Raw genomic sequence first — 25,811 nt, 5'->3', positions numbered from 1 at the left:
ATGTTCACGGGGATTATCACGGATATCGGCGAGGTGCTCGCCGTGCGCGCCGAGGGCGACATGCGGGCGCGGATCGGCTGCAGCTACGATCCCGACGGCATCGACATCGGTGCCTCGATCTCTTGCGACGGGGTCTGCCTGACGGTGGTGACCAAGGGCGCGGAGCCGGGGCCCTGGTTCGAGGTGCAAGTCTCGGCCGAGACGCTGTCGAAGACCAATATCGGCCGCAACGGCTGGGCGGAGGGGCAGAAGCTCAACCTCGAGCGGGCGCTGAAGGTCGGTGACGAGCTCGGCGGCCATATCGTCGCCGGCCATGTCGACGGCGTGGCGGAGCTGATCGCGATGCGCGACGAGGGCGACTCGACGCGGCTGACCTTCCGGGCGCCGGAGGCCTTTGCGAAATTCATCGCGCCGAAGGGCTCGGTGGCGCTGAACGGCACATCGCTGACGGTCAACGAGGTGGATGGGGCCGAATTCGGCGTCAACATCATCCCGCATACCAAGGAGGTGACGACCTGGGGGCGGGCGAAGGTCGGCGACGGCATCAACCTCGAGGTCGACACGATGGCCCGCTATGTGGCGCGGCTGAGGGAATGGGAATGAGCGGCGGAGACACCGCTGCCGGCCCCACCCCCGGCATCGGCCACAACGGCGGGCCGAGCATGGAGCCGGGCTTCGGCTGGCGGCGCCATGCCTGGGCCCGCGCGCGGGCGGAGCTGATGCCCCATCTGCCGCTGGAGGTGGTGCGCCGCCGTGTCGCCCGGGCGAAGGACCTCGGGCTGCCCTATCGCACCTATGCCGGCATCCGCGCCTCGACCGGGCGCGACGTGATCGGCTTTCTCTTCTCGACCAATGCTTTGCGGATGCTCCGCGCCGGCGCGCTGCCGCCGCCCGAAGTGGCGGAGCGGCTCGGCGCCATCCGCGGCGCCGCCCGCATCGGGCTCGCCCGGCCGCCGGTGGCGCAAGAGGCGCTGGCGGCCCTGATGGACGCCGCCCATCCGGCGCCCCGCCCCTTCGCCCCCTGGGCCGAGGCGCGGGCGGGGGTGACGGCGGCGCTCGAGGGGCGGCCGGGCGATGCCGTCGTGCTCGTCGGCGACACCGCGGAGGAGCGGCTCTGGGCCGAGGCCGGGCGGCTCGCCCATTACCTCGGCGCCGAGGCCTATTTCGGCGCGGGCGCCTGAGGCCCGGGCCTAGAAGAGCTCCACCGCGTTCGCCGGCGGCGGCACCGGGCGCGCGGGGCGGATATCCTCCTTGGCGTCCCCCTTCGGCACCAGCATCTGCCGCGCATCGCCCGAATAGGGCTCGAAGCGGATCCGCCGCGCGGAATCTCCGCCGACGCTTTCGCTGAGGCAGGGGATGTCTTCGGCCCGCAGGAAGCTGCGCACGAAGGCGATGTTCGCCTCGCTGACATAGGAGAAGCGCTGGGTGATGCGCCCGGCGCCGAAGACCTTCGCCGTCAGCTTGCTGCGCAGCGCCCCCCGTTTCACCATCTCGTTGATGAGGATTTCCATCGCATAGGCGCCCTGCTTGACGTCGGGCGCCGCGCTCGGCTGCCCCTCGGGCAGCAGGAAATGGTTCATCCCGCCGATCCTGCGGGTCGGTTCATGCAGGCAGACGGCGATGCAGGAGCCGAGGAGCGTGTTGATGATCGCGCCCGGCGTGTCGGAGACGTGGTACTCTCCCTGAAAGATCGTCACCACCTGTCCGCCCATGGCCACGTGGCTCATACGCTGTCTCCTGCCCTGGCCGGCGCACCGGCATGTTTCAAGATTGCCCCCGCGATTCCCCCGATCGGCACCTGTTCGCAGACCGCGCCCCGCTCGAAGGCAACCCGCGGCATGCCGTAGACCACCGACGAGGCCTCATCCTGCGCCAGCGTCATCGCGCCGCCGCGCCTCAGCGCCAGCAGCCCCTGCGCCCCGTCGGAGCCCATGCCGGTGAGGAGGACCCCCACCACCTTGCGCGCGCAGGGCACAGCCGACAGGAAGAGCGCGTCCACCGAGGGGCAATGGCCCGAGACATTGGCGTCATGGCCGAAGCGCACCTTCGGCTCGGACGGCCCCTCCAGCTCCATATGGCGGGGAGTGCCCGCGGCGATGATGACCCTTCCGGGCCGCATCTGCAGCCCCGGCTCGGCGGGGCGCACCTCGGCCGCGCATCTGCGGGCGAGCAGGTTCGTCAGGCTGGCGCCGAAACCCCGGCCGGTGTGCTGGACGATCGCCGTCGGCGGGCAATGCGCCGGAAAGCCGCCGAGGATGCAGATCAGCGCCTCGATCCCCCCCGTCGACGAGCCGATCAGCACATGGCGCTTCCAGCGCGTCGGGGTCTGGCTCTCGGGCGGTGCGGCCGCATGGCGCTTCTTGGGATTGCGCAGCACCGCGCGGAGCTGCTCGAGCGTGCGGTGCGGCGGCGCCGAGGGGTCGAGGCAGAAGAGCCCCGACGAGGCGCGGGCCGCGACGGAAACACCGTCGCCGGGGTTCGAGCAGAGCGTCAGCCATCTGGTGTCGATGGCGGTGAAGAGCATCTGCAGGGCGCGGAATTCCGGCAGGATCGCCAGCTTGTCATCGACGATGACAAGCCCCGGTTCACGCTCTTCGGTGAGGTTGAACGTGTCGCGCAGGGTCGGCGCGTCCAGCACCTCGGCCTCGATCTGCCCGCGGAGCAACTGGTGAAGCCAGGTGCGGCGGGCCCTGTCGGGACTGGCGATGATGATCAGGGTGGGGGACATGCCGCCTCGCGCCAAAAGTGCCGTGCCGGTGGGCCGGCGCGCTGGCGCCGACCCGGGGATCTGCCGTCAGAAGCTCTGCCAGATGCCGGCCTGGTCATGCGTGCCGGTGATGGCGGCCTCGATCGGCAGCGGCTTCACCTCTTCCTCGGTCGCCTTGCCGGTCAGCTCGCTGGGGCTGCGGATCGGCTCGCCCGGCTCGCCGAAATCGGCATAGTCCCCCGAGGAGCCGTAGGAGGCCGCGGCCGGCTGCCAGCCCGCCGTCGAGGCGACCGAGGCGCCGGGAGCGGTGACGAAGCGGCTCACAAGCCCGCTCAGGACCTGCGCATCCTTTTTCAGGATGTGGCTCGCGGCCGTCGCTTCCTCGACCATGGCGGCATTCTGCTGGGTCACCTGATCGAGCGCGCCTACGCCGGTGTTGATCTCGCCGAGGCCGGTCGATTGCTCGACGGCGCCGGAGGCGATCTCGCTGACGAGCTCGGAGATATGGCTCACCCGCTGGGCGATGGTGCTGAGCGCCTCGCCGGCCTTGCCGACGAGCGTCACGCCCGCCCCGACCTGTTCCGTCGAGCCGGAGATCAGCTCCTTGATCTCCTTGGCGGCGTCGGACGAGCGCTGGGCCAACGCCCTGACCTCGCTCGCCACCACGGCGAAGCCCTTGCCCGCCTCGCCGGCCCGCGCCGCCTCGACGCCGGCGTTGAGGGCGAGAAGGTTGGTCTGGAAGGCGATGTCGTCGATGACGCCGATGATCTGGCTGATCTGCTGCGACGAGGTCTCGATCGCGGTCATGGCCGTCACGGCGTTCTGCACGATCTCGCCGGAGCGCCGCGCCTCTTCCCGCGCCTGATCGACGACGGTCTCGACGGATTTGGCGTTGTCGGCGGCGGCGACGACGGAGGTGGTCAGCTCGTCGAGCGCCGAGGCCGTCTCTTCCAGCGTGGCCGCCTGCGTTTCCGTCCGGCCCGACAGGTCGTCGGAGGCCTGGCTGATCTCCGTCGCGCCGTGGCTGATCGAGCGGGCGGTCTCCACCACCTGGTCGATGACGGCGGCGAGGTTGGTCAGCGTCGCGTTGTAGTTCTTGCGCAGCGCCTCGTAATCGGCCGCGAAGGGCTGGTCGATGCTGCGCGTCAGGTCGCCCTGGGCGAGGGTGACGAGCCCCTGGGACAGGGCGGCGACGACGGCATCCTGCTCGGCCTCTCGTCGCGCGCTGATCTCGCGCGTCTCGTCGGCGGCGCGGAGCCGGTCCCGGAATTCCACGAGCTCGGTGGCGATCTCGCCGATCTCGTCGCCGCGGGCCGCATCGGGGATATCGGCGCCATAGTCACCATTGCTGACCCGGCCCATCGACTCGCGCACCCGGTTCATGCCGCGGGTGATGTAGGTGACGCCCGCCCAGTAGACGAGGCAGAGGAGGGCCGAGACCACCGCCGTCGCCACGATGAAGATGTTGCGCAGCGCATGGACCATGTAGAGGATCACGGCCTCGTCCTGCTCGACGACCACCATCCAGTCCACCCCGAGCTCGCTGAAGGGAAGCCCGTAGGCATAGACGGCCTCGCCGGTCAGCCCGGTCAGCCCGGAGACGACCCGGCCCGTTTCGGCATAGTCGGGCGAGAGAAGCTGATCCAGCTCGGTGCCGGCCGGCAGCGGATCGAAGATCCGGTAGCTGGTGCCGTCGACGGCATCGCTGCGCATCGTGCCGTCGCGGGCGACGATGAAGACATCCATCGTCTCGCCGATGCCGAAGGGGTTGTTCATGACCTCGTCGATCTGTCGGCCGGGGATCTGCACCGCGAGAATGCCCAGCAGCTCGCCGGCCGAATCCGTCACGCGGATGGAGGCGAAGGACGCCGGCTCGCCGCCGCTGGCCGCATGGGGCTCGAAATCGGACAGGAAGATCTGCCCGTTCGGGCCGGTGCTGGCGGCGCGGAAGACGTCGCCGAGCCCGGTGCCGGCATGGGGGCCGCTCAGGACATTGGTGGCGAAATCGGCCTCCTTCGAGACCGAATAGACGACGTTGCCCGCCGCATCGAGGAGCAGCACGTCGTAATATCCCTTCGTGGCCTGCAGGGACAGGAAGGTGTTGTGGTAGATCTCGTGGTTGATGTTGTAGGCCGTCGGCGCCTCGGCGCGCATGAACTGCTGGCGCTCGCCGGCGGGGTTGGGATTGCCCGTGATGTAATCCGCCTGGAGTTGCTGCGTGGCGGCCTCGCCGAGACCGACGAAGGCATTCTCGAAGCGCTGGATCGCCGTCTGCGTGGCGCTTGCCTCGGCCGCGACGCGCAGGTCTTCCTCGATCATGTTGAACATGTGCATCAGATCGCGGCTGCGCTGCTCGGCGATCTGCATGAAGCTGGTGCGCGTGCTGTCGACGACGGCGGTCTTCAGCGTGGCGTAGCAAACCACCGAAAAGGCGGCCATCAGCGTCAGCGACACGATGCCGATGCCGAGCGGGATCTTGATGGCGATCTTGGTGTTGTTCAGAACCGTCATGGTCACATTCCCTCAGTGCGGCCGGATTGGATCCGCCGTCTGCTGCCGCCTCCGCGGCGTTCCCTAGGGGCGCGCTGCCCCGACCGCCCGGCCCCTCGGGCGGCTAGAAGAGTTCGATGGCCTCGCTCGTCACGGGGCTTCCGGGTTTCTCCCGCGCTTCGCCCGCCAGGCGCGCCGCCAGGGCGTGCAGCGGCACCCCTCCGAATGCGTCGGCGGCGTCGATTCCGTAATCCTCCGGCAGCCCCTTCAGCGCGACCTTCAGGAAGCCGGCCACGGCGAGCAGGCATTGCGACAGCGTGTCGAAATTCTGCAGCGTCTCGATATCGTGCGTCGAGGTGGCGGGCCGATCGGCCAGCGCCTCGACGACCGTGCCCTCGAGATCGCGCAGCTCGCGGTCGGCGCGCTCAAGTTCGTTGGCGACATTCTGCAAAAGCTCGCGCAGGGGATGGAAATGATCGGACATGGGTTCAGAGCGGCCCCACGACACGTTCGATGCAGGCCTTCATCTGCGGGGTCGTGAACGGCTTCTCGATCAGGTTGTTCAGCCCCCATTGCTGGCCGACCTGCACGATCTCCGGCGTGGCGCGGCCGGTGACGAGGATGAAGCCGATCTGCTGGGTCATGCGGTTCTGCCGCAGGGCCTGCAGAAGCTGCAGCCCGTCCATCTTCGGCATGTTGTAATCCGACAGGACGAGATGCACCGGATTGGCGGCGAGCTTGCTCAGCGCGACCTGGCCGTCATTCTCGGCGTAATTGTGAACGATCCCCAGCTCGTCGAGCGTGTTGGTGATGATCGCCCGGCTGGTCGACATATCGTCCACCACCATGATTCTGAGCGAGTCCTTCAGGCTCATACGTTCAAGCTCCTTGGCTTCGGCCGGGCCGCATCAGCGCGGCGTTTGTAGGAGGTGATGCCAGAGTTTTCATAATAATTGCTCACCTCGCCCGAGAGCCGTTCGGAATGGCCGATGAAGAGTTCACCGCCGGGCCGGAGGACGTGCGTGAGCTTGGTGAAAACCTTCACCTGCGTCGGTTTGTCGAAGTAGATCGCCACGTTGCGGCAGAAGATGGCGTCGAACGGGCCGCGGAAGGGCAGCTCGTCCATCAGGTTGAGGATGCCGAAGGTCACGAGCCCCGTGACCTTCGGGCTCAGCTTGTAATTGCCCGGCACCGGCTGGGTGCATTCGGCGCGCATGTCGGCCGGCATCGACTGGTACTCCTCGGGCAGATAGACCGCCTCGCGGGCCTTGTTGACGATGACCGGGTCGATGTCGGTGGCGAGGATCTTGATGTCGAGGCTGGCCGCCTCGGGGCAGACCCGCAGCACCGACATCGCCATCGAATAGGGCTCCTGCCCCGACGAGCTGGCGGCCGACCACAGCCGCACCCGCCCGCGTTTCTTGCGGGCCGCCTCGATGAGGGGTGGCAGCACCTCCTTCTCCAGCCGGGTGAAGTGATGCGCCTCGCGGTAGAAATGCGTGGTGTTGGTCGTCAGGGCCGTCAGGAAGTCGAGCTTCTCGGCCTCCCATTCGGGGCCATTGAGAAGGACGACATAGGCGGCGAAATCGGGGAGCCCCTTCTTGCGCAGCCGGCGCGCCAGCCGCGAATAGACGAGGCTGCGCTTCGACTCCGTCAGGTGCAGGCCGAAATGCTGATAGGCCAGCCGCGCGATCGCGGCGAAATCCGCGCCGGTCAGCGCGAATTCCTGGCCTCCCTGCCTTTGCGGCGGGCCTGGATCCGGGGCTTCGAGCATGGCGGGTCAGGCCACGGCGCGCGAGAAGGAGCCGGTGACGAAGCGCAGATCGAGGATCCGCGTCATGTCATCCGCCAGCGAGATTACGCCCTGGATCGCCTCGCGGGTCGATTCGGATTTCACATCCGGCGTCGGCAAGAGCTGATCCTCGTTGACGGAGAGGATCTCCTGCACCGTCTCGGCGAGGAGGCCGAAGAGGTTGTCGTCCATCGCCACGACGATGACGACGTTGCGCTCCGACGGCTCGGTGATGCCAAGCCCCAGCCGCGAGGCCATGTCGTAGATCGGGATCACGGCCCCGCGCAGGTTCATGACCCCGAGGACGCCGCCCGCGGCATGGGGCAGGGGCGTGACCGGCGCCCAGCGGCGGATCTCGCGGATCTGCTGGATGTCGAGGCAGTAGTTCTGCCCGGCCACGGTGAAGGTCACGAATTTCAGCTCGGACCCGGAGACCGCCTTGGTGTGATCGTCACTCATCGAAGAACTCCATGACTGGTGCGGAGGAAGGGCCGGCCTCGGAGCGGCGGCCGGCGATCTGGGCCACCCCGTCCGGGTCGATGATCAGGGCGATCTTGCCGTCGCCGAGAATGGTGGCGGCCGAGACGCCCGGGATGTCGCCGAAGGAGCGGTCGAGGCTCTTGATGACCACCTGGCGCTGGTCGTGGATCGCATCGAGCGCCAGCGCGCATTGCCCGCGCTGCTCGGTTTCCACCAGGATCAGCACCGAGGAGCTGAGCGACTTGCCCTGCCCGTGCATGCCGAGGCTGGCGGCCACGTCGATGATCGGCACGTAGGAGCCGCGGATCGACAGCACCTCCTCGTCGGAGCCGATCCGGTGCACGTCGCCCTCCTTCGGGCGGATCGTCTCGAGCACAGATGCGATGGGCACGACCATGGTCTGGCCGCGGACGGAGACGACCATGCCGTCCATCACCGCCAGCGTCAGCGGCAGGATGATCGTCAGCGTCGTGCCCTTGCCCGTCTCGGAGGCGATGGAGACCCGCCCGCCGAGCTGCTGGATCGAGGTGCGCACCACATCCATGCCGACGCCGCGGCCGGAGAGGTTGGAGACCTCCGTCGCCGTCGAGAAGCCGGCGGCGAAGATCAGGTTGTCGATCTCGGCGTCGGAGAGCTCGGCATTCTGCGGCACGAGCCCTTTCGACATGGCGATCTCGAGGATCTTCGGCCGGTTGAGGCCGGCACCGTCATCCGCGATCTCGATGAAGATCGAGCCGGAGCGCTGCGAGGCCGAGAGCCGCACCTCGCCCTCGGGATCCTTGCCCACGTCGCGCCGCTTCTCGGGCTTTTCGAGCCCGTGGTCGATGGAGTTGCGGATCATGTGGGTCAGAGGGTCGGAGAGCCGCTCGATGACCGTCTTGTCGACCTCGGTATGGTCGCCCACCGTCACCAGCCGGGCGCGCTTGCCCGTGGCCGTGCAGGCCTCGCGCACGATCCGCGCCATGCGCTGGAAGAGCGGCTTCACCGGCTGCGCGCGGATCGCCATGACGCCTTCCTGGATCTCGCGGGCGAGGAGCTTGTAATCCTCCAGCTCGACCTCGGCATCGGCGCCCTTTGGCAGCTCGAGCTCGGCGATGCGCTGGCTGAGCATCGCCTGGTTGATGATGAGTTCGCCGACAGTGTTGATGAGCCGGTCGACCCGGTCGAGCTCCACCCTGAGCGTGGCGCGGGCCTGATGGGCGCCGGCCTTGGCCTTGGCATCCTCGTCGGCCGCAGCGCGCGGGCGGGGCGGCGGCGCGGCCGCGGGCGCGGCGGCCGGCGGGGCTTGCGGCGCCGCGGGGGCGGCAGGGCGCGGGGCCGACGCGGCGGCGGACGGGAGAGCAGACGGGGTGGGCGCCGCCGGCGCTGCCGGTGCCGCGGCCGGGGTGTCGCCGCCGATCTCGCTGATGTCGAGCGAGCAGAGCCCCTCGACGAATTCGAAGATCTTCTCGACGGCAGCCCTGTCGCTTTCGCTGCGCAGGGTCATCGACCACTTGAGGTAGCATTCTTCCGGGTCGAGCTCGTCGAAGGCCGGCAGCTCCTCTGACTGGGCGGTGACGGCGAGCGTGCCGAGCTCGCTCAGCGCGCGGATCAGCAGCATCGGCTCATGGCCGTTGGCGATGAGCGCGCGGTCGGGCTGGAAGCGGATGTCGAACAGGTGCTCCGCCGGGGCGGCGGGCAGCTCGGGCGCCGCGAAACTCTCGCCGCCGGCAAGGGGGCCATCGGCGCCGCCGGCCATGGGCAGCGCCAGGGCCGAGAAATCGAGAGTCATCGGCTGGAAGCCGCCCGGCGGGCCGGCCTCGGCGCCGCCATGCACCTCCTCCGGCTCGTCCAGGTAGCTCTTCAGCTCCTTGAGGACGGCATCGCGCGGCACCTCGTCGATCCCCGTCTCGTCACGCGCCGCCTCGACCAGCGTCGCGAGCTGGTCGCCGGCGCGGAAGAGGACGGCCACGAGCTCCGGCGTGACGGGCAGCCGCTCGGAGCGGACCTCGTCGAACACCGTCTCGAACGTATGGGCGAAGGAGACGAGGTCGGTCAGCCCGAAGGCCCCGGCGCCGCCCTTGATGGAATGGACAGCGCGGAACACCGCGTTGACCGTCTCGGAATCGTACTGGCCCTCGTCGATGACGCCGAGGCCCTCGACCATGGCTTCAAGGAGCTCTTCGCATTCCTCGAAGAAAGTATCGCGGATGGAGGCTTGCATGGATCTCTCCTCAGGCCGCGTGGCCGGTGAGACGCTTCAAAACGGAGATCAGCGAGGCATCGTCGAAGGGCTTGACGATCCAGCCGGTGGCGCCCGCCTCGCGGGCGCGGGCCTTGAGCTCGTCGGAGCTCTCGGTGGTGAGCACGATGATCGGCACCTTCGTGGCATTGGGCCCGCGCCGCAGCTCGTCGATCACGCCGTAGCCGTCGAGATTGGGCATGTTGATGTCGGTGATCACCACATCGGGCTGCACCTCGGGAAAGGCATCGACGCCGAGACGCCCGTCTTCGGCACAATGGTATTCAAAGCCGGCATTCTCGAGCGACATCCGCAGGAGGTTGCGGATGGTGCGCGAATCGTCGATCGCCAGAACCTTTGTCATGCTCACTTGTCCTCAAAATCGAATTCGGCAGGATCGAGCCCCGAGAGCTCCAGCCCCTTCAGGAAGGTCTCGCCGGCGCCGGTGAGGCGCAGCGACGAGCCGGCGGCGCGCCAGTGCCGGCTGGCGCTGACGAGGATCTGCAGGCGCTGCGAATCGCACAGGCCCACCTCCTCGAGGTCGACCGTGGCCGGCCCTCCTGCCGCCTCCCTCAGGAAGCTGTAGAGCGGATCGGCGCCGCTCTGTGCCCGCTGGGCCGCCATCCGGTGGGTCTGCCCCATGTCGCTCACGTCGAAATCTCCCGGCTGTTCCGTCGTGCTGCCGCCGGCCCCCACGGGGCGGCTGCATCCCGGCAACTCCTAGGGCCACCGATTTAAGAAATGGTTCCCCCCGGCCGGCCTTGCGGCGGGCGCGCGCCCGTCGCCGCCGGGCCGAGCCACTCTGCCGGAAAATTTCGCCGCCCCGCCGCCTGCGCTTTGCCATTCGGCGCGCGGCGGGCGAGACTGGCGCGATGGCGCATGAGTTCACCACCCGGGTCTATTACGAAGACGTCGATCTCGGCGGGATCGTCTATTACGCCAACTACCTGCGCTACATCGAGCGCGCCCGCTCCGAATGGGTACGGGGCCTCGGCATCGACCAGACGGCGCTGAAGGACGAGGGGACGGTCTTCGCCGTCCGGCGGATCGAGGCGGATTACCTCGCCCCCGCGCGGTTCGACGATCTCTTGTGCACCACGACCGAGGTGACAGAGCTCAAGGCCTCCCGCGCGGTCCTGCGCCAGGAGGTGCGCCGGAGCGGGGCGCTGCTCTTCTCGGCGCTCGTGACCATCGTCGCCATCGGCGCGTCGGGGCGGCCGCAGCGGCTGCCGGCGGCCATGCGCGCCGTGCCCACCGGCGACAAAACGCAGGCGTGACCGCGGCGGCGTTGGATTTCCTCCCCCGCCTGCGCTAATGTCCTCGCAAAACGGCCCGATGAGACGGCCGAGGCAGCAAAGAGCAGAACATGGATATCGCGGCCGATTACACGATGTGGGCGCTGTTCGCCCGCGCGACCTTTATCGTCAAGATCGTCATGGTGCTGCTGATCGCGGCCTCCATCTGGTGCTGGGCGGTGGTCATCGACAAGCTCATGCAATACCGCCGCGCCCGGCGCGAGGCGCGCATCTTCGACGAGGCCTTCTGGTCCGGCGAGCCGCTCGACGGGCTCTTCGACCAGATCGGCACCAATCCCGACGGCCCCAGCCAGAAGATCTTCGTGGCCGGGATGCTGGAATGGCGCCGCTCGCACCGGCAGGACGGCGGGCTGATCGCCGGCGCCCAGGCGCGCATAGACCGCTCGATGGATGTCGCCATCGCCAAGGAGGCGGGGCGGCTCCAGCGCGGCCTGCAGGTGCTTGCGACGGTCGGCTCGACGGCGCCCTTCATCGGCCTCTTCGGCACGGTCTGGGGCATCATGAACGCCTTCATCGAGATCGCCGAGGCGCAGAACACCAACCTCGCGGTGGTGGCGCCGGGCATCTCGGAGGCGCTCCTCGCCACGGGCCTCGGCCTCCTCGCCGCCATCCCGGCGGTGATCTTCTACAACAAGCTGTCCAACGATTCCGACAGGATCGTCGCGGGTTACGAGGCCTTCGCCGACGAATTCGCCACGATCCTCTCCCGCCAGCTGGACAGCTGACATGGCCGCCGGCATCCAGAAGAAGGCCGATGGCGGAGGCGGGCGGCGCCGGCGGCGCGGCCGCGCCGTGCCGATGGCCGAGATCAACGTCACGCCCTTCGTCGACGTCATGCTCGTCCTGCTCATCATCTTCATGGTGGCGGCGCCGCTCATGACCGTGGGCGTGCCCGTCGAATTGCCGCAGACCGCCGCCGGCGCCCTGCCGAGCGATCAGGAAGAGCCGCTGACGGTCACCGTCACCGCCGAGGGGCAGCTTCTGATCCAGACGACCGAGGTGCCGGCCGAGGAGCTGATCCCGCGGCTGACGGCCATCGCCGCCGAGCGGACCTCCGACCGCATTTTCCTGCGCGCCGACGGCGCCAATGCCTGGGCGCTGGTCGCCGAGATCATGGGCGCGCTCAATGCCGGGGGCTTCACCAACATCGGCCTCGTGACCGATTCCGGCGGGCCGACGCTGGACGGCGGGCTGGGAGGCGGTCTGGGCGGTGGGTTCGGCGCGACCGGGGCCGGCGAGGCCAGCCCGGATGCCGGGGGCGCGCCGGCTGCGGACGGCGCGGGCGAATAGGGCGCTTGCGATGAGCCCCGGCGGATATGTCTCGGGCGCCGGCCATGCCGCCCTGATCGTCTGGCTTCTTGCCGGATGGGGCCTCGATCACGAGCCGATGGAGTTCGAGGTCGCCGAGGTCTCTGTCGTCTCCGCCGCCGATTATGCCTCCATCGTCGCCGCGACGACGCCGCAGGCGGAGGCAGACCTGCCGCCCGCCCCCGAGCCCCCCTCGGTGGACGAGGAGGCCGAGCCGGCGCTTCCCGAGGCCGAGGCCCCCGTCGAGACCACCGCCCCCGAACCGCAGCCCGAGGCGCCGGTGGAGGAGACGCCGCCCCCCGAGGCGCCCGAGCCGCCGCAGGAGGTGACGCCGCCGCCGACCGAGGCGCCCGACCTCGCCCCCGAGCCGGAACCGGAGCCCGAACCCGAGCCGATGCCCGAGCCCGAACCGGAGCCGGAGCCCGCGCCGAGCGACCTGCCCGTCCTGCCGCCCCTGCCGGAGCAGCAGCCCGACGCGCTGCCTGATACCGCGCCCGAGATCGCGCCGCCGCCGCAGGCGAATGCCCCCGATGAGGCGCTGCGCCCGCAGCCGCGCCCGGCGGACCGCATCGCCTCCGAAGCCGCGCCGGATATCGACGCCGCCATCGCGCCCGAGGTGACCGAGGCGATCGAGCCCGAAGGCGAGACGGCCGAGCCGGAGCCCGAGCAGGAGGCCACCGCCCCCGAGGAGGCGGCGCCCGAGATCGTCACCGAGGCGGAGACGCCCTCGGGCGTTCTCGACAGCGCCCCCCGCCCGCCGGTGCGGCCCGCCAACCTCGCCCGCGCGACGCCCGCCGCGGCGAGCGAAGAGCCTCCGGCCGCCGCCGACGACAGCGAGGCCGATGCGCTGGCCGAGGCGCTCGCGGCCGCCGGGGCCGGTGCCAGCTCCGCCGGGGCCGAGCCGGGCGGCGCCGCCCAGCTCACCGCCGCCGAGCAGGATACGTTCCGCGTGGCCGTCCAGGGCTGCTGGGTGCTCGATCCGGGGTCTGAAGCGGCGCGGGTGACGGTCACCGTCGCCTTCGGCCTGACGCGCGAGGGGCGGGTGGAGAGCAACCAGGTGGTGATGATCGGCAATTCGGGCGGCACGCCCGGCGCCGTCAACTCCGCCTTCGAGGCCGCCCGCCGCGCCGTGCTGCGCTGCCAGGGCGAGACGGGTTACCCGCTGCCGGGCGACAAGTACGACAGCTGGCGGATGGTCGAGATGACCTTCAACCCCGATGACATGCGGCTGCGGTGAGGGGCGGTGCCGGACCGGGCCCTCACCGGCCCTGCGCAGGCCGTCTCGGCGCGGGCCGAGGGTCGGGGGCGCCTCGATCTGCCGAACGCCGCCTTCCCCTCGCGGACGCGGGCCGGGAGTGTGGCGCCAAGGCCGCGCTTGGCGCCGGGCCGCGGCGAAATGCCGGTTGATGTGAAACGCCTCCGGGCCAAATGGCGTTAGGAACGACTTTGCGGGGGCCGGTGCGCCGCGCGCCCGGGTGGGAAGGGACGACGATCTTTATGCTGACGAGACTTCTCGGCGCCATCTGCGCCAGCCTCCTTCTGGCCCCGGTCTTCGTGGTCGGGCCGGCCCAGCCCGCCACCGCCCAGGGCGGCCCCCTGCAGATCGAGATCACCGAGGGGGTCATCGAGCCCATCCCCGTCGCGGTGCCGACCTTTCAGGACGAAGGCGGCGCCGGGCAGCTCGCCGCCGACATCGCCCGTCTGGCGGCGGAGGATCTAGCCGGCACCGGGCTCTTCCGGCTGATCCCGACGGATGCCTATATCTCTCAGGTCTCCGATTTCGCGGCGCCGGTGCCCTATGCCGACTGGCGGGCGATCAATGCGCAGGCGCTGATCACCGGGGCGGTGTCCGTCTCGGGCTCCACGCTCAACGTGAAATTCCGGCTCTACGACGTCTTCTCCGGCGCCGAGCTCGGCGCGGGCCTGCAGTTCACCGGCACGCCGGCCGGTTGGCGGCGGATGGGGCACAAGGTGGCCGATGCCGTCTATTCGCGGATCACCGGCGAGGGCGGCTATTTCGACAGCCGCGTGGCCTTCGTCGCCGAGAGCGGTCCGAAGGACAACCGGGCCCGCCGGCTCGCTGTGATGGATTACGACGGCGCCAACATCCAGTATCTGACTGACAGCTCCTCTCTGGTGCTGTCGCCGCGCTTCTCCCCCACCGGAGACCGGCTGCTCTACACGAGCTATTCCTCCGGCTTTCCCCGGATCAACATGCTGCAGGTCGCCTCGGTCGGCACGCAGACGCTGACGACGGCGGATGGCGAGATGGCCTTCACCCCGCGTTTCAGCCGCGACGGGAGCCAGATCATCTATTCCATCTCCTCGGGCGGCAATACCGACCTCTGGCGGACGGATCTGGCGACGGGCCAGCACACGCGGCTGACCAACGCGCCCTCGATCGAGACCTCGCCTTCCCTCAGCCCAGACGGCAGCCAGATCGTCTTCGAGAGCGACCGCTCGGGCACCCAGCAGATCTACATCATGCCGGCCGGCGGCGGCGAGCCGCGGCGCATCTCCTTCGGCGAGGGGCGCTACGGCTCCCCCGTCTGGAGCCCGCGCGGCGATCTCATCGCCTTCACCAAGCAAAACGCGGGGCGCTTCCACATCGGCGTCATGCGGACGGACGGCTCGGAGGAGCGGCTGCTGACGGCTTCGTTCCTGGATGAAAGCCCTACCTGGGCGCCAAACGGCCGGGTCCTGATGTTCACGCGCGAGACCCAAGGCGCCGCCGGCGGCCCGTCGCTCTACACGGTGGACATCTCGGGCCGGAACCTCCGCCAGGTGCCGACGGGCGGCTTCGCGTCGGATCCCTCGTGGGGGCCGCTCCAGCCGTGAAGGCGATGGAGCCGGTGGAGGGCTGAAGCCCGCCCTACGGGTCTGGCGTAGGGTGGGTTTTCAACCCACCACGGCCTCTCCACCCGGCCCAACGGGGCCGCGCAGGGCGAGCGCCGGCCCGGGGGTTGGCGCTCCTGCCGGCTGGACGGCGCGCTTTATGGTGCAGCCGATCCCCCGCTCACCGTCGCGCCTGACCTCACCAGAGCGCCAGCCCGCGGGACGGGCCGGCGCTCGCCCTGCGCCTGCGGCGCGTACCGGGCGGGGGCACAGAACGAACGTCGGACGCCCCACTCGACCAATCGAGCGCCCGCGCAGGGCGCGCCCCAAGCTCCAGGGTTACGCCAGACGGTGGGTTGAAAACCCACCCTACGGACCGCACCGGCGGGTCGCCCGACCCAGCAGGGGTCCCCCCACCACACGCCCCCGTGACCGCCCACCCTTCCTCTGGTCTGCGGGCGCCCCCCTTGGTAAGCTCGCCAAAACGAGCAGCGGGTGAGCGGCATGAGATATCTTTCCATTGTCCTGATGGTGGCGGCGCTGGCGCTGTCGGCCTGTACGCGGCCGGATCGCTTTGGCGGCGCCGGGGACGGCATGGGGCCGGGCGGCCCGGGCGCAGGCGGCGTGGGCACGGGTGTCATCCCGGGCGGGCCGGGCGACCCCAACAGCCCTGAGTATTTCAACCAGGTCGTGGGCGACCGGGTCTTCTTCGCCGTCGACCAGTCGACGCTCTCCGATGCCGCCAAGGCGACGCTCGACGGCCAGGCCGGGTGGCTGCAGTCCCACCCCGAGTTCATCGCCGTCATCGAGGGCCATGCCGACGAGCAGGGTACGCGCGAATACAACGTCGCGCTCGGCGCCCGGCGGGCCAATGCGGCGCGCGAATATCTCATCTCGCGCGGCATCAACCCGGCACGGCTGCGCACCGTCTCCTACGGCAAGGAGCGGCCGGTGGCCGTCTGCTCCGACGAGGCCTGCTACACGCAGAACCGCCGGGCTGTGACCGTCATCGCGGCGGGCGCGCTCAGCTGATGCGGCGGCTCGCTCTCGGCCTCGCGCTCGCCTTCTCGCTCGCTGCGCCTGTCGCCGCTCCGGCGCAGGACGGCGAGACGCTGGCGGACATCCGGCAGCAGCTCTCGACGCTCTATGTCGATGTCGAGCGGCTCAGGGGCGAGCTCAACACCTCCGGCTTTCCCGCCGAGGGCATCTCCGGCGCCACGCCGCTCGACCGGCTGAACGCCATCGAGGCCGAGCTGCAGCGGCTCACCGCCAAGACCGAGGAGCTCGAGTTCCGCATCAACCAGATCACCGTGGACGGCACCAACCGGATCGGCGATCTGGAGTTCCGGCTCTGCGAGATCGAGCCCGGCTGCGACATCGGCGCGCTCGGCGACACGCCGAGCCTCGGCGGCATCGACAGCGCCGCCGAAGTGCCCGTGCCGGCGCCGCCGCCGGTGGACGGCCCGCAGCTCGCCGTCGGCGAGCAGGAATCCTTCGACGCCGCCGAAGCCGCCTTCGCCGCCGGAAATTTCGCGGAGGCCGCAACGCTGTACCAGCAGTACCTGACGACCTATCCGGGCGGGCCGCTCTCCACCGCGGCGCTCTACAAGCGCGGCGATGCGCTGGAGCAGACGGGCGACATGCAGGGTGCGGCGCGGGCCTATCTCGACGCCTTCTCCGGGAACCCCTCCGGCGAGTTCGCCGATGACGCGCTCTTCCGGCTCGGCCGGGCGCTCGGCCGGCTCGGGCAGGCGGCGGATGCCTGCGTGACGCTGGCGGAGCTGCCGGTCCGTTTTCCCGCCTCGCCGCTTCTCGCCGATGTCACGGCGCTCCGCGGCGAGTTCGGATGCCCCTGAGCGAGCGGCCGGCCGGGGGCGCGCCCTCACGGCTGGCCGGGCTCGCGGATGACCTTCTTCGACACTTCGGCGCCGAGCCGCCCCGCCGGCTCGGCCTCGCCGTCTCCGGCGGCTCCGACAGCCGGGCGCTGATGGAGATGGCGGCGCTCTGGGCGCCCGGCTGGGGCGTCACGCTGGAGGTCGCCACGATCGACCACGGGCTCCGCCCCGAGGCGGCGTCGGAGGCGGCGGCGGTTGCCGCGAGGGCCGAGGCGCTCGGCCTCCCCGCCGAGGTGCTCCGCTGGGAGGCGCCCGCCAGTGGCAACCTCCAGGCCGAGGCCCGCGCCGGGCGCTACCGGCTCCTCGCCGGTTGGGCCGGGCGCCGGGGGCTCGATGCCGTGGCGCTCGCCCATACGCAGGACGACCAGGCGGAGACGTTCCTCATGCGCCTCGCCCGCGAGGCCGGGGTCGACGGCCTTTCCGCCATGGCGCCGGAGGTCACCCGCCACGGGGTGACCTTCCACCGCCCGCTCCTCGCCTATGCCCGCGCCGAGCTGCGCGCCGCGCTCACCGAGGCGGGGCATGACTGGGCCGAGGACCCCTCCAACCAAGACCCTCGCTACGAGCGGGTCCGGGCCCGCGAGGCGCTGGCGGCGCTCGCGCCCTTGGGCATCACCGCCGAGACCCTCGCCGAGACGGCCGCGCAGCTCCGCTCCGCCCGCGCGGCGCTCGATGCCCAGCTCGAGGCCGCCATCGCCGCCCATGTGCGGCAGGAGGCGGGGGACCTGATCCTGGCCCACAGCCTTTATGCCGAACCGGAGGAGGTGCAGCGCCGGCTCTGGATCGCGGCGCTCCGCTGGATCTCGTCGGAGCCCTATCCCCCCCGCCGCGCCCCGCTCGCCGCCGCCATCACGCGGGCGCGGATCGGCGAGGCGCAGAGCCTCTCCGGCGCGTTGACGCTGCCCGCGCCCGGCGCCACGCGGCTCACCCGCGAATGGAAGGCGGTGGCGGAGCGGCGCGCCGCACCCGGTGCGCTCTGGGACGGTCGCTGGATCGTGACCGCCCCGTCTGGCGCCCCCGCGGAAGGCGCCTGCGAGGTGCGCGCGCTCGGGGCCGAGGGGCTGCTTCTCTGCCCCGACTGGCGGGCCTCAGGCCTGCCGCGCCAGTCGCTTCTGGCCTCCCCCTCGATCTGGGCGGGCGCCGCGCTGATCGCCGCCCCGCTGGCCGATCCGGACCGTGGCGGCAGCGCGCAGCTTGTCGCTCAATTCACCCCGGCGGCATTATCGCATTGAAGGCCACGCTTGTGACACTATTTTAGGACAGCAACCGGAGCCGCGGAGGAGCCGCGCCGGATATCTCGCTTTCAAGGAGCCTTGCATTGGGCAACGCGCGTAACATCGCTTTCTGGGTGGTCCTGTTCCTCCTCATCCTGGCGCTCTTCAACATCTTCTCGAACGGCAGCGCCGGGCTGCAAAGCTCCACGCGGAACTATTCGGACTTCGTTCAGGCGGTCGAGAACGGCCAGGTCAACTCCGTGAAGTTGAATGGCGAGCAGGTGCAATACACCACCGAGGGCGGCCAGACCTTCACGACGATCAAGCCCGAGGACGCGACGATCACCGACGAGCTCATCGCCCGCGGCGTGCCCGTCGAGGCCAAGCCGCAGGAGGAAAGCTCGTTCACGACCTTCCTCGTCTCGCTCCTGCCCTTCCTGCTTCTCATCGGCGTCTGGATCTACTTCATGAACCGGATGCAGGGCGGCGGCCGTGGCGGCGCCATGGGCTTCGGCAAGTCCCGCGCGAAGCTCCTGACCGAGAAGCACGGCCGCGTCACCTTCGATGACGTCGCCGGCATCGACGAGGCCAAGGAAGAGCTGGAAGAGATCGTCGAGTTCCTGCGCAACCCGCAGAAGTTCTCGCGCCTCGGCGGCAAGATCCCGAAAGGCGCCCTGCTGGTCGGCCCTCCTGGCACCGGTAAGACCCTGCTTGCCCGCGCCATCGCCGGCGAGGCCGGGGTGCCGTTCTTCACGATCTCGGGCTCCGACTTCGTGGAGATGTTCGTCGGCGTCGGTGCCAGCCGCGTCCGCGACATGTTCGAGCAGGCCAAGAAGAACGCGCCCTGCATCGTCTTCATCGACGAGATCGACGCGGTCGGCCGCTCGCGCGGCGTCGGCTACGGCGGCGGCAATGACGAGCGCGAGCAGACGCTGAACCAGCTTCTGGTCGAAATGGACGGTTTCGAGGCCAACGAGGGCATCATCATCGTTGCGGCCACCAACCGGCCCGACGTGCTCGACCCCGCGCTCCTCCGCCCCGGCCGCTTCGACCGTCAGGTGCAGGTGCCGAATCCCGACATCAAGGGCCGCGAGAAGATCCTCGCTGTCCATGCCCGCAAGGTGCCGCTCGGCCCCGATGTCGACCTGCGCGTCATCGCGCGCGGCACGCCCGGCTTCTCGGGCGCCGACCTCGCCAACCTCGTGAACGAGGCTGCGCTGATGGCGGCCCGCGTCGGCCGCCGGCATGTGACGCTCGAAGATTTCGAGATGGCCAAGGACAAGGTCATGATGGGTCCGGAGCGCCGCTCCATGGTCATGACCGAGGACGAGAAGAAGCTGACCGCCTATCACGAGGCCGGCCATGCCATCGTCGGCCTGCACGTCCCGCAGCACGACCCGGTGCACAAGGTGACGATCATCCCGCGCGGCCGCGCGCTCGGCGTGACCTTCTACCTGCCGGAGCGGGACAAGCTGTCGCTGACGAAGGAATCGGCGCTGTCGAAGCTCGCCTCCGCCATGGGCGGCAAGGCGGCAGAAGAGCTGGTCTTCGGCCCGGACAACGTGACGAACGGCGCCTATAGCGACATCCAGCATGTGACCAATATCGCCACGTCGATGGTCAGCCAGTGGGGGATGTCCGACAAGCTCGGCAACATCAACTACACCTCGACGCAAGAGAGCTATCTCGGCAGCCAGTCGCAGTTCAACGCCTCGGCGGAGAGCCGCACGATCATCGACCAGGAGGTTCGCCGGCTGGTGGACGAGGCCTATGAGCGGGCCAAGACGATCCTGCGCGAGAACTGGACCGAGATGGAGAACCTCGCCGAGGGCCTTCTGGAATACGAGACGCTGACCGGCGCGGACATGCTTCGCGTCATCCGCGGCGAGGCGCCCGGCGGCAATGACGACGAAGGCGGCGACGCCCCGTCGGAAGCCTCCCGCAAGCCGTCGCTGGCCGTTGTTCCCAAGACCAAGGGCCGCCGCAAGGATGACGGCGGCGGGCTGGAGCCCGAGCCGACCGCCTGAGCTCTCCGCCTGCACGATCAAGACCCCCGCGAGCCAGGCTCGCGGGGGTTTTCGTTTTTGGTCACGCGGTTGGGGGCTCCCGTGAGCTCCCGAGCTTCTGCCAAGCCGGGGCCGGCGCGCCGGGGCATCGAGCCCCGCCGCCCCGGGCTGTCGCGGCCGCGGCGCCTTCGGTAGTCTGCAGGCAGCAAGGGCGGGAGGCGCGGATGGCGAAGGATTGGGACCCGGGGAGCTATGCGCGGTTCCGCGAGCTGCGGCTCCGGCCGGCGCTCGACCTTCTGATGCAGGCGGGATCGCCCGGGCCGGGCGATATCATCGACCTCGGCTGCGGCGACGGCGCCGCGGCGGCGAGCCTCAGGGCGCGCTATCCCAAGCGGCGGCTCCTCGGCGTCGATGCCTCGGCCGCCATGCTGGCCAAGGCGCGGGGCTATGACGCGCTGATCGAGGCCGACATCGCCGGCTGGGCGCCCGAGAGCCCGCCCGGGCTCATCTCTTCCAACGCCGCGCTGCACTGGCTGCCGGATCACGCGCTGCTCCTGCCGCGGCTGGCCGGGCTCCTCGCGCCCGGTGGCACGCTCGCCGTGCAGATGCCCCGCCAGTTCGCCGCGCCCTCGCACCAGCTGATCCGCGACCTGGCCGCCGAGCTCTTCCCGGAGCGGTTCGACTTCGACGGCTGGGAGGCGCCGGTGGCGGAGCCGGCGGTCTATCAGCGCCTTCTGGCGCCGCTGGGTGAGGTCAATCTTTGGGAGACGGAGTATCTGCAGCGCCTCGCCCCCGTGCCGGAGGGGCATCCGGTGCAGGCCTTCACCGCGTCCACCGCGCTGCGGCCGGTGGCCGAGCGGCTCGACACCGGGGAGCTCACCCGCTTCACCAAAGCCTACGACGCGGCGCTGGAGGCCGCCTATCCGCGCGAGGCGGATGGCGGGGTGCTCTTCCCCTTCCGCCGGCTGTTCTTCGTGCTCCGGCGGGCGGCCTAGGCGAGAGGCCGGCTCTTTGGGGGGCTGTCTGCCCCCCGTCGCCCTTAAGGGCGACTCCCCCCGAGGATTTTCGGGAGCAAAGACATGAGGGCGGTTGAGGGGGCAGGCTGCCGGGGGCTAGGAGAGGGCGGGCGACAAGGGAGCAGGCGATGGTGGCGCTGGTGCCGACGGATCACTACGGGACGATCACCTGGATGGGGCGCGTGCCGCACCGCGAGGGCGGGCTCGTGGGCGAGGCGGTGGCGGAGATGCGCCTGACCTTCGCCGGGGCGGCGGGGGAGCATCACGCCGGGCTGACGCGGCTCTCCTGCAGCCGGGTGACGGCGCAATATCCCCGGGGAACCGAGATCCGCAACACGCGCCAGCTTTCCATCGTCTCCGCCGAGGAGATGGCGGAGATCGCCGCCACGCTCGGGCTTGAAGCGCTGGAGCCGACCTGGCTCGGGGCCTCGCTGGTGATCGAGGGCATCCCGGATCTGACCCATCTGCCGCCCTCGTCGCGGCTGCAGGGGGAGGGCGGCACGACGCTGACGGTCGACATGCTGAACGAGCCCTGCAACATCCCCGCCCGCGCCATCGAGGAGGCCCGCCCCGGCCATGGCCGCGCCTTCAAGGCCGCGGCGCGGGGCCGCCGGGGTGTCACCGCCTGGGTCGAGCGGGAGGGCCCCCTGCGGCTCGGCGAGCGTCTGCGGCTGCATGTGCCGGCGCAGCGGGCGTGGGCGGGGGGAGAGGCAGGGGGCTGAGCGCCCTGCGCCGGGGCGGGAGGTTCCCATCGGAAACAGGCTCCCCGATCGTCGCCGTTACCGGCGTGGAAAGTGTCGGAATTGCCGTTCTGCCGGAAGGCGCGCCCGGCTATCCGTGGGGCCGACGGGCGGAGCGCCGCCGGACAGCGACAGCGAGGGGAGTGCACCATGGCCCACAAGACCGATATCGAGATCGCCCGCGAGGCGCAGAAGAAGCCGATCGCCGAGATCGGCGCCAAGCTCGGCATCCCGTCCGAGAGCCTCCTCCCCTACGGGCATGACAAGGCCAAGGTCAGCCAGGACTTCATCCAGTCCGTGCAGGACCGGCCGAACGGCAAGCTGATCCTGGTGACCGCGATCAACCCGACGCCGGCCGGCGAGGGCAAGACGACGACGACGGTCGGGCTCGGCGACGGGCTCAACCGCATCGGCAAGAAGACCGCCATCTGCATCCGCGAGGCCTCGCTCGGCCCGAACTTCGGCATGAAGGGCGGGGCGGCCGGCGGCGGCTATGCGCAGGTCGTGCCGATGGAGGACATGAACCTCCATTTCACCGGCGACTTCCATGCGATCACCTCCGCGCATTCGCTGCTGGCGGCGATGATCGACAACCACATCTACTGGGGCAACGAGCTCGAGATCGACATCCGCCGCGTCGTCTGGCGCCGGGTGGTCGACATGAACGACCGGGCACTCCGGCAGATCACCGCCTCGCTCGGCGGCGTCGCCAACGGCTTCCCGCGGGAGACGGGCTTCGACATCACCGTCGCCTCCGAGGTGATGGCGATCCTCTGCCTGGCGCGCGACCTCGAGGATCTGCAGAAGCGCCTCGGCGACATGATCGTCGCCTATCGCCGCGACAAGACGCCGGTCTATTGCCGCGACATCAAGGCCGACGGCGCGATGACGGTGCTCCTGAAGGACGCGATGCAGCCGAACCTCGTGCAGACGCTCGAGAACAACCCCGCCTTCGTCCATGGCGGGCCGTTTGCCAACATCGCCCACGGGTGCAACTCGGTCATCGCCACGACGACGGCGCTCAAAATAGCCGATTACGTGGTGACGGAGGCCGGCTTCGGGGCCGATCTCGGCGCCGAGAAGTTCATGAACATCAAATGCCGCAAGGCCGGGCTGGCGCCCGATGCCGTGGTGCTCGTCGCCACCTGCCGCGCCATGAAGATGAACGGCGGCGTCGCCAAGGGCGACCTCGGCACCGAGAATGTCGCCGCCATCCAGAAGGGCTGCGCCAACCTCGGCCGCCATATCTCCAACGTGAAGAGCTTCGGCGTGCCGGTGGTCGTGGCCATCAACCACTTCGTCTCGGATACCGAGGCCGAGGTGCAGGCGGTGAAGGATTACGTGAAATCCCAGGGCGCCGAGGCGGTGCTCTGCAAGCACTGGGCCGACGGCTCCGCCGGCATCGAGGATCTGGCGCACAAGGTGGTGCAGCTCGCCGAGTCCGGCGCCGCCAACTTCTCGCCGATCTACCCCGACGAGATGCCGCTCTTCCAGAAGATCGAGACCATCGCCAAGCGCATCTACCATGCCGACGAGGTGATCGCCGACAAGTCGATCCGCCAGCAGCTTCATGCCTGGGAAGAGCAGGGCTACGGCCATCTGCCGGTCTGCATGGCCAAGACGCAGTATTCCTTCTCGACCGATCCGAACCTCCGCGGTGCGCCGGAGGGGCATACCGTGCCCGTCCGCGAGGTGCGGCTCTCGGCCGGGGCCGGCTTCGTCGTGGTGATCTGCGGCGAGATCATGACCATGCCCGGCCTGCCGCGCGTGCCGTCGGCCGAGGCGATCCGCCTCAACGACGCCGGGCAGATCGAGGGGCTCTTCTGATGGCGGCCGAGGTCATCGACGGCAAGGCCTTCGCCGCCGACCTCCGCGCCCGCATCGCCACCCATGTGGCGAAGCTGAAGGACGAGCACGGGATCACCCCGGGCCTCGCCGTCGTGCTGGTGGGGGAGGATCCGGCGAGCCAGGTCTATGTCCGCTCCAAGGGCAAGCAGACGCTGGAGGCCGGCATGGCCTCCTTCGAGCACAAGCTGCCGGCGGAGACGACGGAGGCGGAGCTGCTCGCCAAGGTGCGCGAGCTCAATGCCGACCCGGAGGTGCATGGCATCCTCGTGCAGCTGCCGCTGCCCGGTCACCTCGATTCCGATCTCGTCATCAATGCCATCGACCCCAAGAAGGATGTGGACGGCTTCCACATCTCCAATGTCGGGCTTCTGGCCACGGGGCAAAAGAGCCTCGTGCCCTGCACGCCGCTCGGCTGCCTGATGATGCTGAAAGCTCACCATGGCTCGCTCTCGGGCATGGAGGCCGTGGTGATCGGCCGCTCGAACATCGTCGGAAAGCCGATGGCGCAGCTTCTTCTGGGAGAGAGCTGCACAGTGACCATCGCCCATAGCCGCACGAAGGATCTCGCCGAGGTCGTCTCCCGCGCCGATATCGTCATCGCCGCCGTCGGCCGGCCCGAGATGGTGCCGGGCGACTGGATCAAGCCGGGCGCGACGGTGATCGACGTCGGCATCAACCGGGTGGCGAAGGCGGACGGCGAGGGCCACAGGCTGGTCGGCGATGTCGATTATGCCAGCGCGGCGGAGGTGGCGGGCGCCATCACGCCGGTGCCCGGCGGCGTCGGCCCGATGACCATCGCCTGCCTTCTGTCCAACACGCTGACCGCCTGCTGCCGGGCCCGAGGCCTGCCCGAGCCGGCGCTTTAAGAGAGACGCTGCGAAGAGCGGCCGCCCCCGCGGGCGGCTGCCCCGCCAATCGCGCGAGGGTTGAAAAACTCTCAAGTTGCCCCTTGGTCAATCTGCGCGCTGTCCTATCTGGTTTCCCCACAAAACTTGGCTCCCGGGGGGCGTCCCCCCAAGGGGCCGACAGGACAGGGAGGATGGCCGATGAAGGCTCTCGTGCAAGATTTCCTGCGACCGGTCCGCTGGCAGGGCCCTGTAGGTCAGGGCAACGTGGGCCAGGGCTCCTGGGTGGTCTGGGCGGCGGCGCTGCTGGCGCTGTCGGCGGTCCTCGGGCTCACCGGCCCCTTCGGGACCTGGGGCCTGATGGAGCTGGTGCCGCGGCTTCTCTTCTTCAAGCTGGCGATCCTCGCCGCCGTGCCGCTCACCTGGGGCATCACCCGGCTGACAGCGACGGTGGGGGCGCGTCTGCATCCCGGCGTGCTGGCGGTGCTGCGGGCCCTGCTCTTCACGGCGGTCTTCGCCCCGGTGATGGTCGGCATCTACATACTGTTCGAGCCATGGCTCCTCGCCGAGGCGCCGGGCCTCTTCGCCGTCATCCTGAAGGTGCTGCTCGTCGGGCTGATCCTGCACGCGGTGCAATGGGCGCTGCGCGTCTCGCAGCCCTGGATCGCCGCGCCGCCGCGGCTGCTGGCCCGCCTGCCGGGCCATGAGGGCGGCCGCATCTGGCGCCTCTCGGCGGACGATCACTACGTGAGCGTCCTCATCGACGGGCGGGAGGAGGAGCGGCTGCTCCTGCGGTTTTCCGATGCGGTGACGGAGATGGACAATGTCGAGGGCTTCCTCGTCCACCGTTCGCACTGGGTGGCGCGCGAGGCGATCCGCGAGGCGCGGCGCGAGGGCAGCAAGGAGGTCGTGGTGCTGAGGAACGGCGCCCGTCTGCCGGTCAGCCGCACCTATCGTGACGAGCTGGTGGCGCTGGGGCTGCTGCCCGAGCGCGGCACCGGCGAGGCGGCCGAGCCGCAGGAGGCGGGCTGGCGGTCGGAGGGTGCGCCCGGCTCCTCCGCCATGGCGCTTCCGCGCGGCCGGGGCGCGCCGTAGCGC

25 protein-coding genes and 1 pseudogene are annotated in these 25,811 nt (G+C 70.0%); 16 read left to right on the top strand and 10 right to left on the bottom strand.

Translation table 11 applies throughout. The features are described from left to right. Both ACAZ03_RS13385 and ACAZ03_RS13380 read left to right on the top strand, forming a co-directional pair. Entirely contained in the window at positions 1-603 is a 603-nt protein-coding gene (locus ACAZ03_RS13385) for a riboflavin synthase (RefSeq protein ID WP_373354318.1), read from the top strand. After that, a complete protein-coding gene (locus ACAZ03_RS13380) occupies positions 600-1,181 on the top strand; it encodes a hypothetical protein (protein ID WP_373354317.1) in 582 nt (193 codons plus the stop codon). Before ACAZ03_RS13385 ends, ACAZ03_RS13380 begins: the two co-directional genes overlap by 4 nt. Positions 1,182-1,190: 9 nt before the next feature. Here ACAZ03_RS13380 and ACAZ03_RS13375 read toward each other — a convergent pair whose 3' ends face one another. The 10 genes from ACAZ03_RS13375 to ACAZ03_RS13330 all read right to left on the bottom strand — a co-directional run bounded on the left by ACAZ03_RS13375 (position 1,191) and on the right by ACAZ03_RS13330 (position 10,332). After that, entirely contained in the window at positions 1,191-1,727 is a 537-nt protein-coding gene (locus ACAZ03_RS13375; RefSeq protein ID WP_373354316.1) for a chemotaxis protein CheD, read from the bottom strand. Next, positions 1,724-2,728, bottom strand: coding sequence for a CheB methylesterase domain-containing protein (locus ACAZ03_RS13370; protein ID WP_373354314.1), 1,005 nt, complete (start codon positions 2,726-2,728; stop codon positions 1,724-1,726). The genes ACAZ03_RS13375 and ACAZ03_RS13370 overlap by 4 nt, the downstream gene beginning before the upstream one ends. 66 nt (positions 2,729-2,794) lie before the next feature. Beyond that, positions 2,795-5,218: a methyl-accepting chemotaxis protein gene (locus tag ACAZ03_RS13365; RefSeq protein WP_373354313.1), complete on the bottom strand. Its 2,424-nt coding sequence runs from the start codon at positions 5,216-5,218 to the stop codon at positions 2,795-2,797. A 103-nt stretch (positions 5,219-5,321) separates the two neighbouring features. Then, entirely contained in the window at positions 5,322-5,681 is a 360-nt protein-coding gene (locus tag ACAZ03_RS13360) for a hypothetical protein (protein ID WP_373354311.1), read from the bottom strand. A gap of 4 nt (positions 5,682-5,685) precedes the next feature. After that, on the bottom strand, positions 5,686-6,072 hold the full coding sequence (locus ACAZ03_RS13355) for a response regulator (protein ID WP_373354309.1): 387 nt from the start codon (positions 6,070-6,072) through the stop codon (positions 5,686-5,688). Continuing rightward, a complete protein-coding gene (locus tag ACAZ03_RS13350; protein WP_373354308.1) occupies positions 6,069-6,971 on the bottom strand; it encodes a protein-glutamate O-methyltransferase CheR in 903 nt (300 codons plus the stop codon). The genes ACAZ03_RS13355 and ACAZ03_RS13350 overlap by 4 nt, the downstream gene beginning before the upstream one ends. A 6-nt stretch (positions 6,972-6,977) precedes the next feature. Beyond that, positions 6,978-7,448: a chemotaxis protein CheW gene (locus tag ACAZ03_RS13345; protein WP_373354306.1), complete on the bottom strand. Its 471-nt coding sequence runs from the start codon at positions 7,446-7,448 to the stop codon at positions 6,978-6,980. Next, entirely contained in the window at positions 7,441-9,672 is a 2,232-nt protein-coding gene (locus ACAZ03_RS13340; RefSeq protein WP_373354304.1) for a chemotaxis protein CheA, read from the bottom strand. Before ACAZ03_RS13340 ends, ACAZ03_RS13345 begins: the two co-directional genes overlap by 8 nt. 10 nt (positions 9,673-9,682) lie before the next feature. After that, positions 9,683-10,054, bottom strand: a complete 372-nt coding sequence (locus ACAZ03_RS13335) for a response regulator (protein WP_373354302.1) — start codon at positions 10,052-10,054, stop codon at positions 9,683-9,685. Between the two features lie 2 nt (positions 10,055-10,056). Then, complete coding sequence (locus tag ACAZ03_RS13330; RefSeq protein WP_373357084.1) at positions 10,057-10,332, bottom strand: STAS domain-containing protein; 276 nt, start codon at positions 10,330-10,332, stop codon at positions 10,057-10,059. Positions 10,333-10,562: 230 nt separating this feature from the next. Here ACAZ03_RS13330 and ybgC point away from each other — a divergent pair, with 230 nt between their 5' ends. The 14 genes and pseudogenes from ybgC to ACAZ03_RS13260 all read left to right on the top strand — a co-directional run bounded on the left by ybgC (position 10,563) and on the right by ACAZ03_RS13260 (position 25,808). Beyond that, on the top strand, positions 10,563-10,967 hold the full coding sequence (gene ybgC / locus ACAZ03_RS13325) for a tol-pal system-associated acyl-CoA thioesterase (protein ID WP_373354300.1): 405 nt from the start codon (positions 10,563-10,565) through the stop codon (positions 10,965-10,967). Positions 10,968-11,056: 89 nt separating this feature from the next. Continuing rightward, on the top strand, positions 11,057-11,731 hold the full coding sequence (gene tolQ, locus ACAZ03_RS13320; protein ID WP_373354298.1) for a protein TolQ: 675 nt from the start codon (positions 11,057-11,059) through the stop codon (positions 11,729-11,731). 1 nt (position 11,732) lies between these two features. Beyond that, positions 11,733-12,203 (top strand): annotated as a pseudogene (locus ACAZ03_RS13315) (ExbD/TolR family protein); the annotation flags it as partial. 103 nt (positions 12,204-12,306) lie between these two features. Beyond that, positions 12,307-13,551 (top strand): hypothetical protein, encoded by a 1,245-nt coding sequence (locus ACAZ03_RS13310; protein WP_373354296.1) that lies wholly within the window; start codon positions 12,307-12,309, stop codon positions 13,549-13,551. A gap of 260 nt (positions 13,552-13,811) precedes the next feature. Beyond that, complete coding sequence (tolB, locus tag ACAZ03_RS13305; RefSeq protein ID WP_373354294.1) at positions 13,812-15,152, top strand: Tol-Pal system beta propeller repeat protein TolB; 1,341 nt, start codon at positions 13,812-13,814, stop codon at positions 15,150-15,152. A 501-nt stretch (positions 15,153-15,653) separates the two neighbouring features. Further along, the gene (gene pal / locus ACAZ03_RS13300; RefSeq protein ID WP_373354292.1) at positions 15,654-16,181 is read left to right on the top strand and encodes a peptidoglycan-associated lipoprotein Pal; all 528 of its coding nucleotides are present in this window, start codon (positions 15,654-15,656) and stop codon (positions 16,179-16,181) included. Further along, positions 16,181-17,005 (top strand): tetratricopeptide repeat protein, encoded by an 825-nt coding sequence (locus ACAZ03_RS13295; RefSeq protein WP_373354290.1) that lies wholly within the window; start codon positions 16,181-16,183, stop codon positions 17,003-17,005. The genes pal and ACAZ03_RS13295 overlap by 1 nt, the downstream gene beginning before the upstream one ends. Beyond that, on the top strand, positions 16,996-18,276 hold the full coding sequence (tilS, locus tag ACAZ03_RS13290; protein WP_373354289.1) for a tRNA lysidine(34) synthetase TilS: 1,281 nt from the start codon (positions 16,996-16,998) through the stop codon (positions 18,274-18,276). The genes ACAZ03_RS13295 and tilS overlap by 10 nt, the downstream gene beginning before the upstream one ends. 86 nt (positions 18,277-18,362) lie before the next feature. Beyond that, positions 18,363-20,285, top strand: coding sequence for an ATP-dependent zinc metalloprotease FtsH (ftsH, locus tag ACAZ03_RS13285; RefSeq protein ID WP_373354287.1), 1,923 nt, complete (start codon positions 18,363-18,365; stop codon positions 20,283-20,285). A 203-nt stretch (positions 20,286-20,488) separates the two neighbouring features. Further along, positions 20,489-21,259, top strand: a complete 771-nt coding sequence (locus tag ACAZ03_RS13280; RefSeq protein ID WP_373354285.1) for a methyltransferase domain-containing protein — start codon at positions 20,489-20,491, stop codon at positions 21,257-21,259. Positions 21,260-21,408: 149 nt separating this feature from the next. Next, complete coding sequence (locus ACAZ03_RS13275) at positions 21,409-22,002, top strand: MOSC domain-containing protein (protein WP_373354284.1); 594 nt, start codon at positions 21,409-21,411, stop codon at positions 22,000-22,002. Positions 22,003-22,170: 168 nt separating this feature from the next. Then, positions 22,171-23,847, top strand: coding sequence for a formate--tetrahydrofolate ligase (locus ACAZ03_RS13270; protein WP_373354282.1), 1,677 nt, complete (start codon positions 22,171-22,173; stop codon positions 23,845-23,847). Further along, on the top strand, positions 23,847-24,734 hold the full coding sequence (folD, locus tag ACAZ03_RS13265) for a bifunctional methylenetetrahydrofolate dehydrogenase/methenyltetrahydrofolate cyclohydrolase FolD (RefSeq protein ID WP_373354280.1): 888 nt from the start codon (positions 23,847-23,849) through the stop codon (positions 24,732-24,734). The genes ACAZ03_RS13270 and folD overlap by 1 nt, the downstream gene beginning before the upstream one ends. Positions 24,735-24,914: 180 nt before the next feature. Beyond that, positions 24,915-25,808, top strand: a complete 894-nt coding sequence (locus ACAZ03_RS13260) for a LytTR family DNA-binding domain-containing protein (protein ID WP_373354279.1) — start codon at positions 24,915-24,917, stop codon at positions 25,806-25,808. Positions 25,809-25,811 lie beyond the last annotated feature (3 nt).

The organism is Pseudoroseicyclus sp. CXY001 (assembly GCF_041714655.1).
Taxonomy (GTDB): Bacteria; Pseudomonadota; Alphaproteobacteria; order Rhodobacterales; family Rhodobacteraceae; genus Pseudoroseicyclus_A.
The sequence above is the reverse complement of the archived record's forward strand: the minus strand, read 5'-3'. Positions and strand labels throughout refer to the sequence as shown.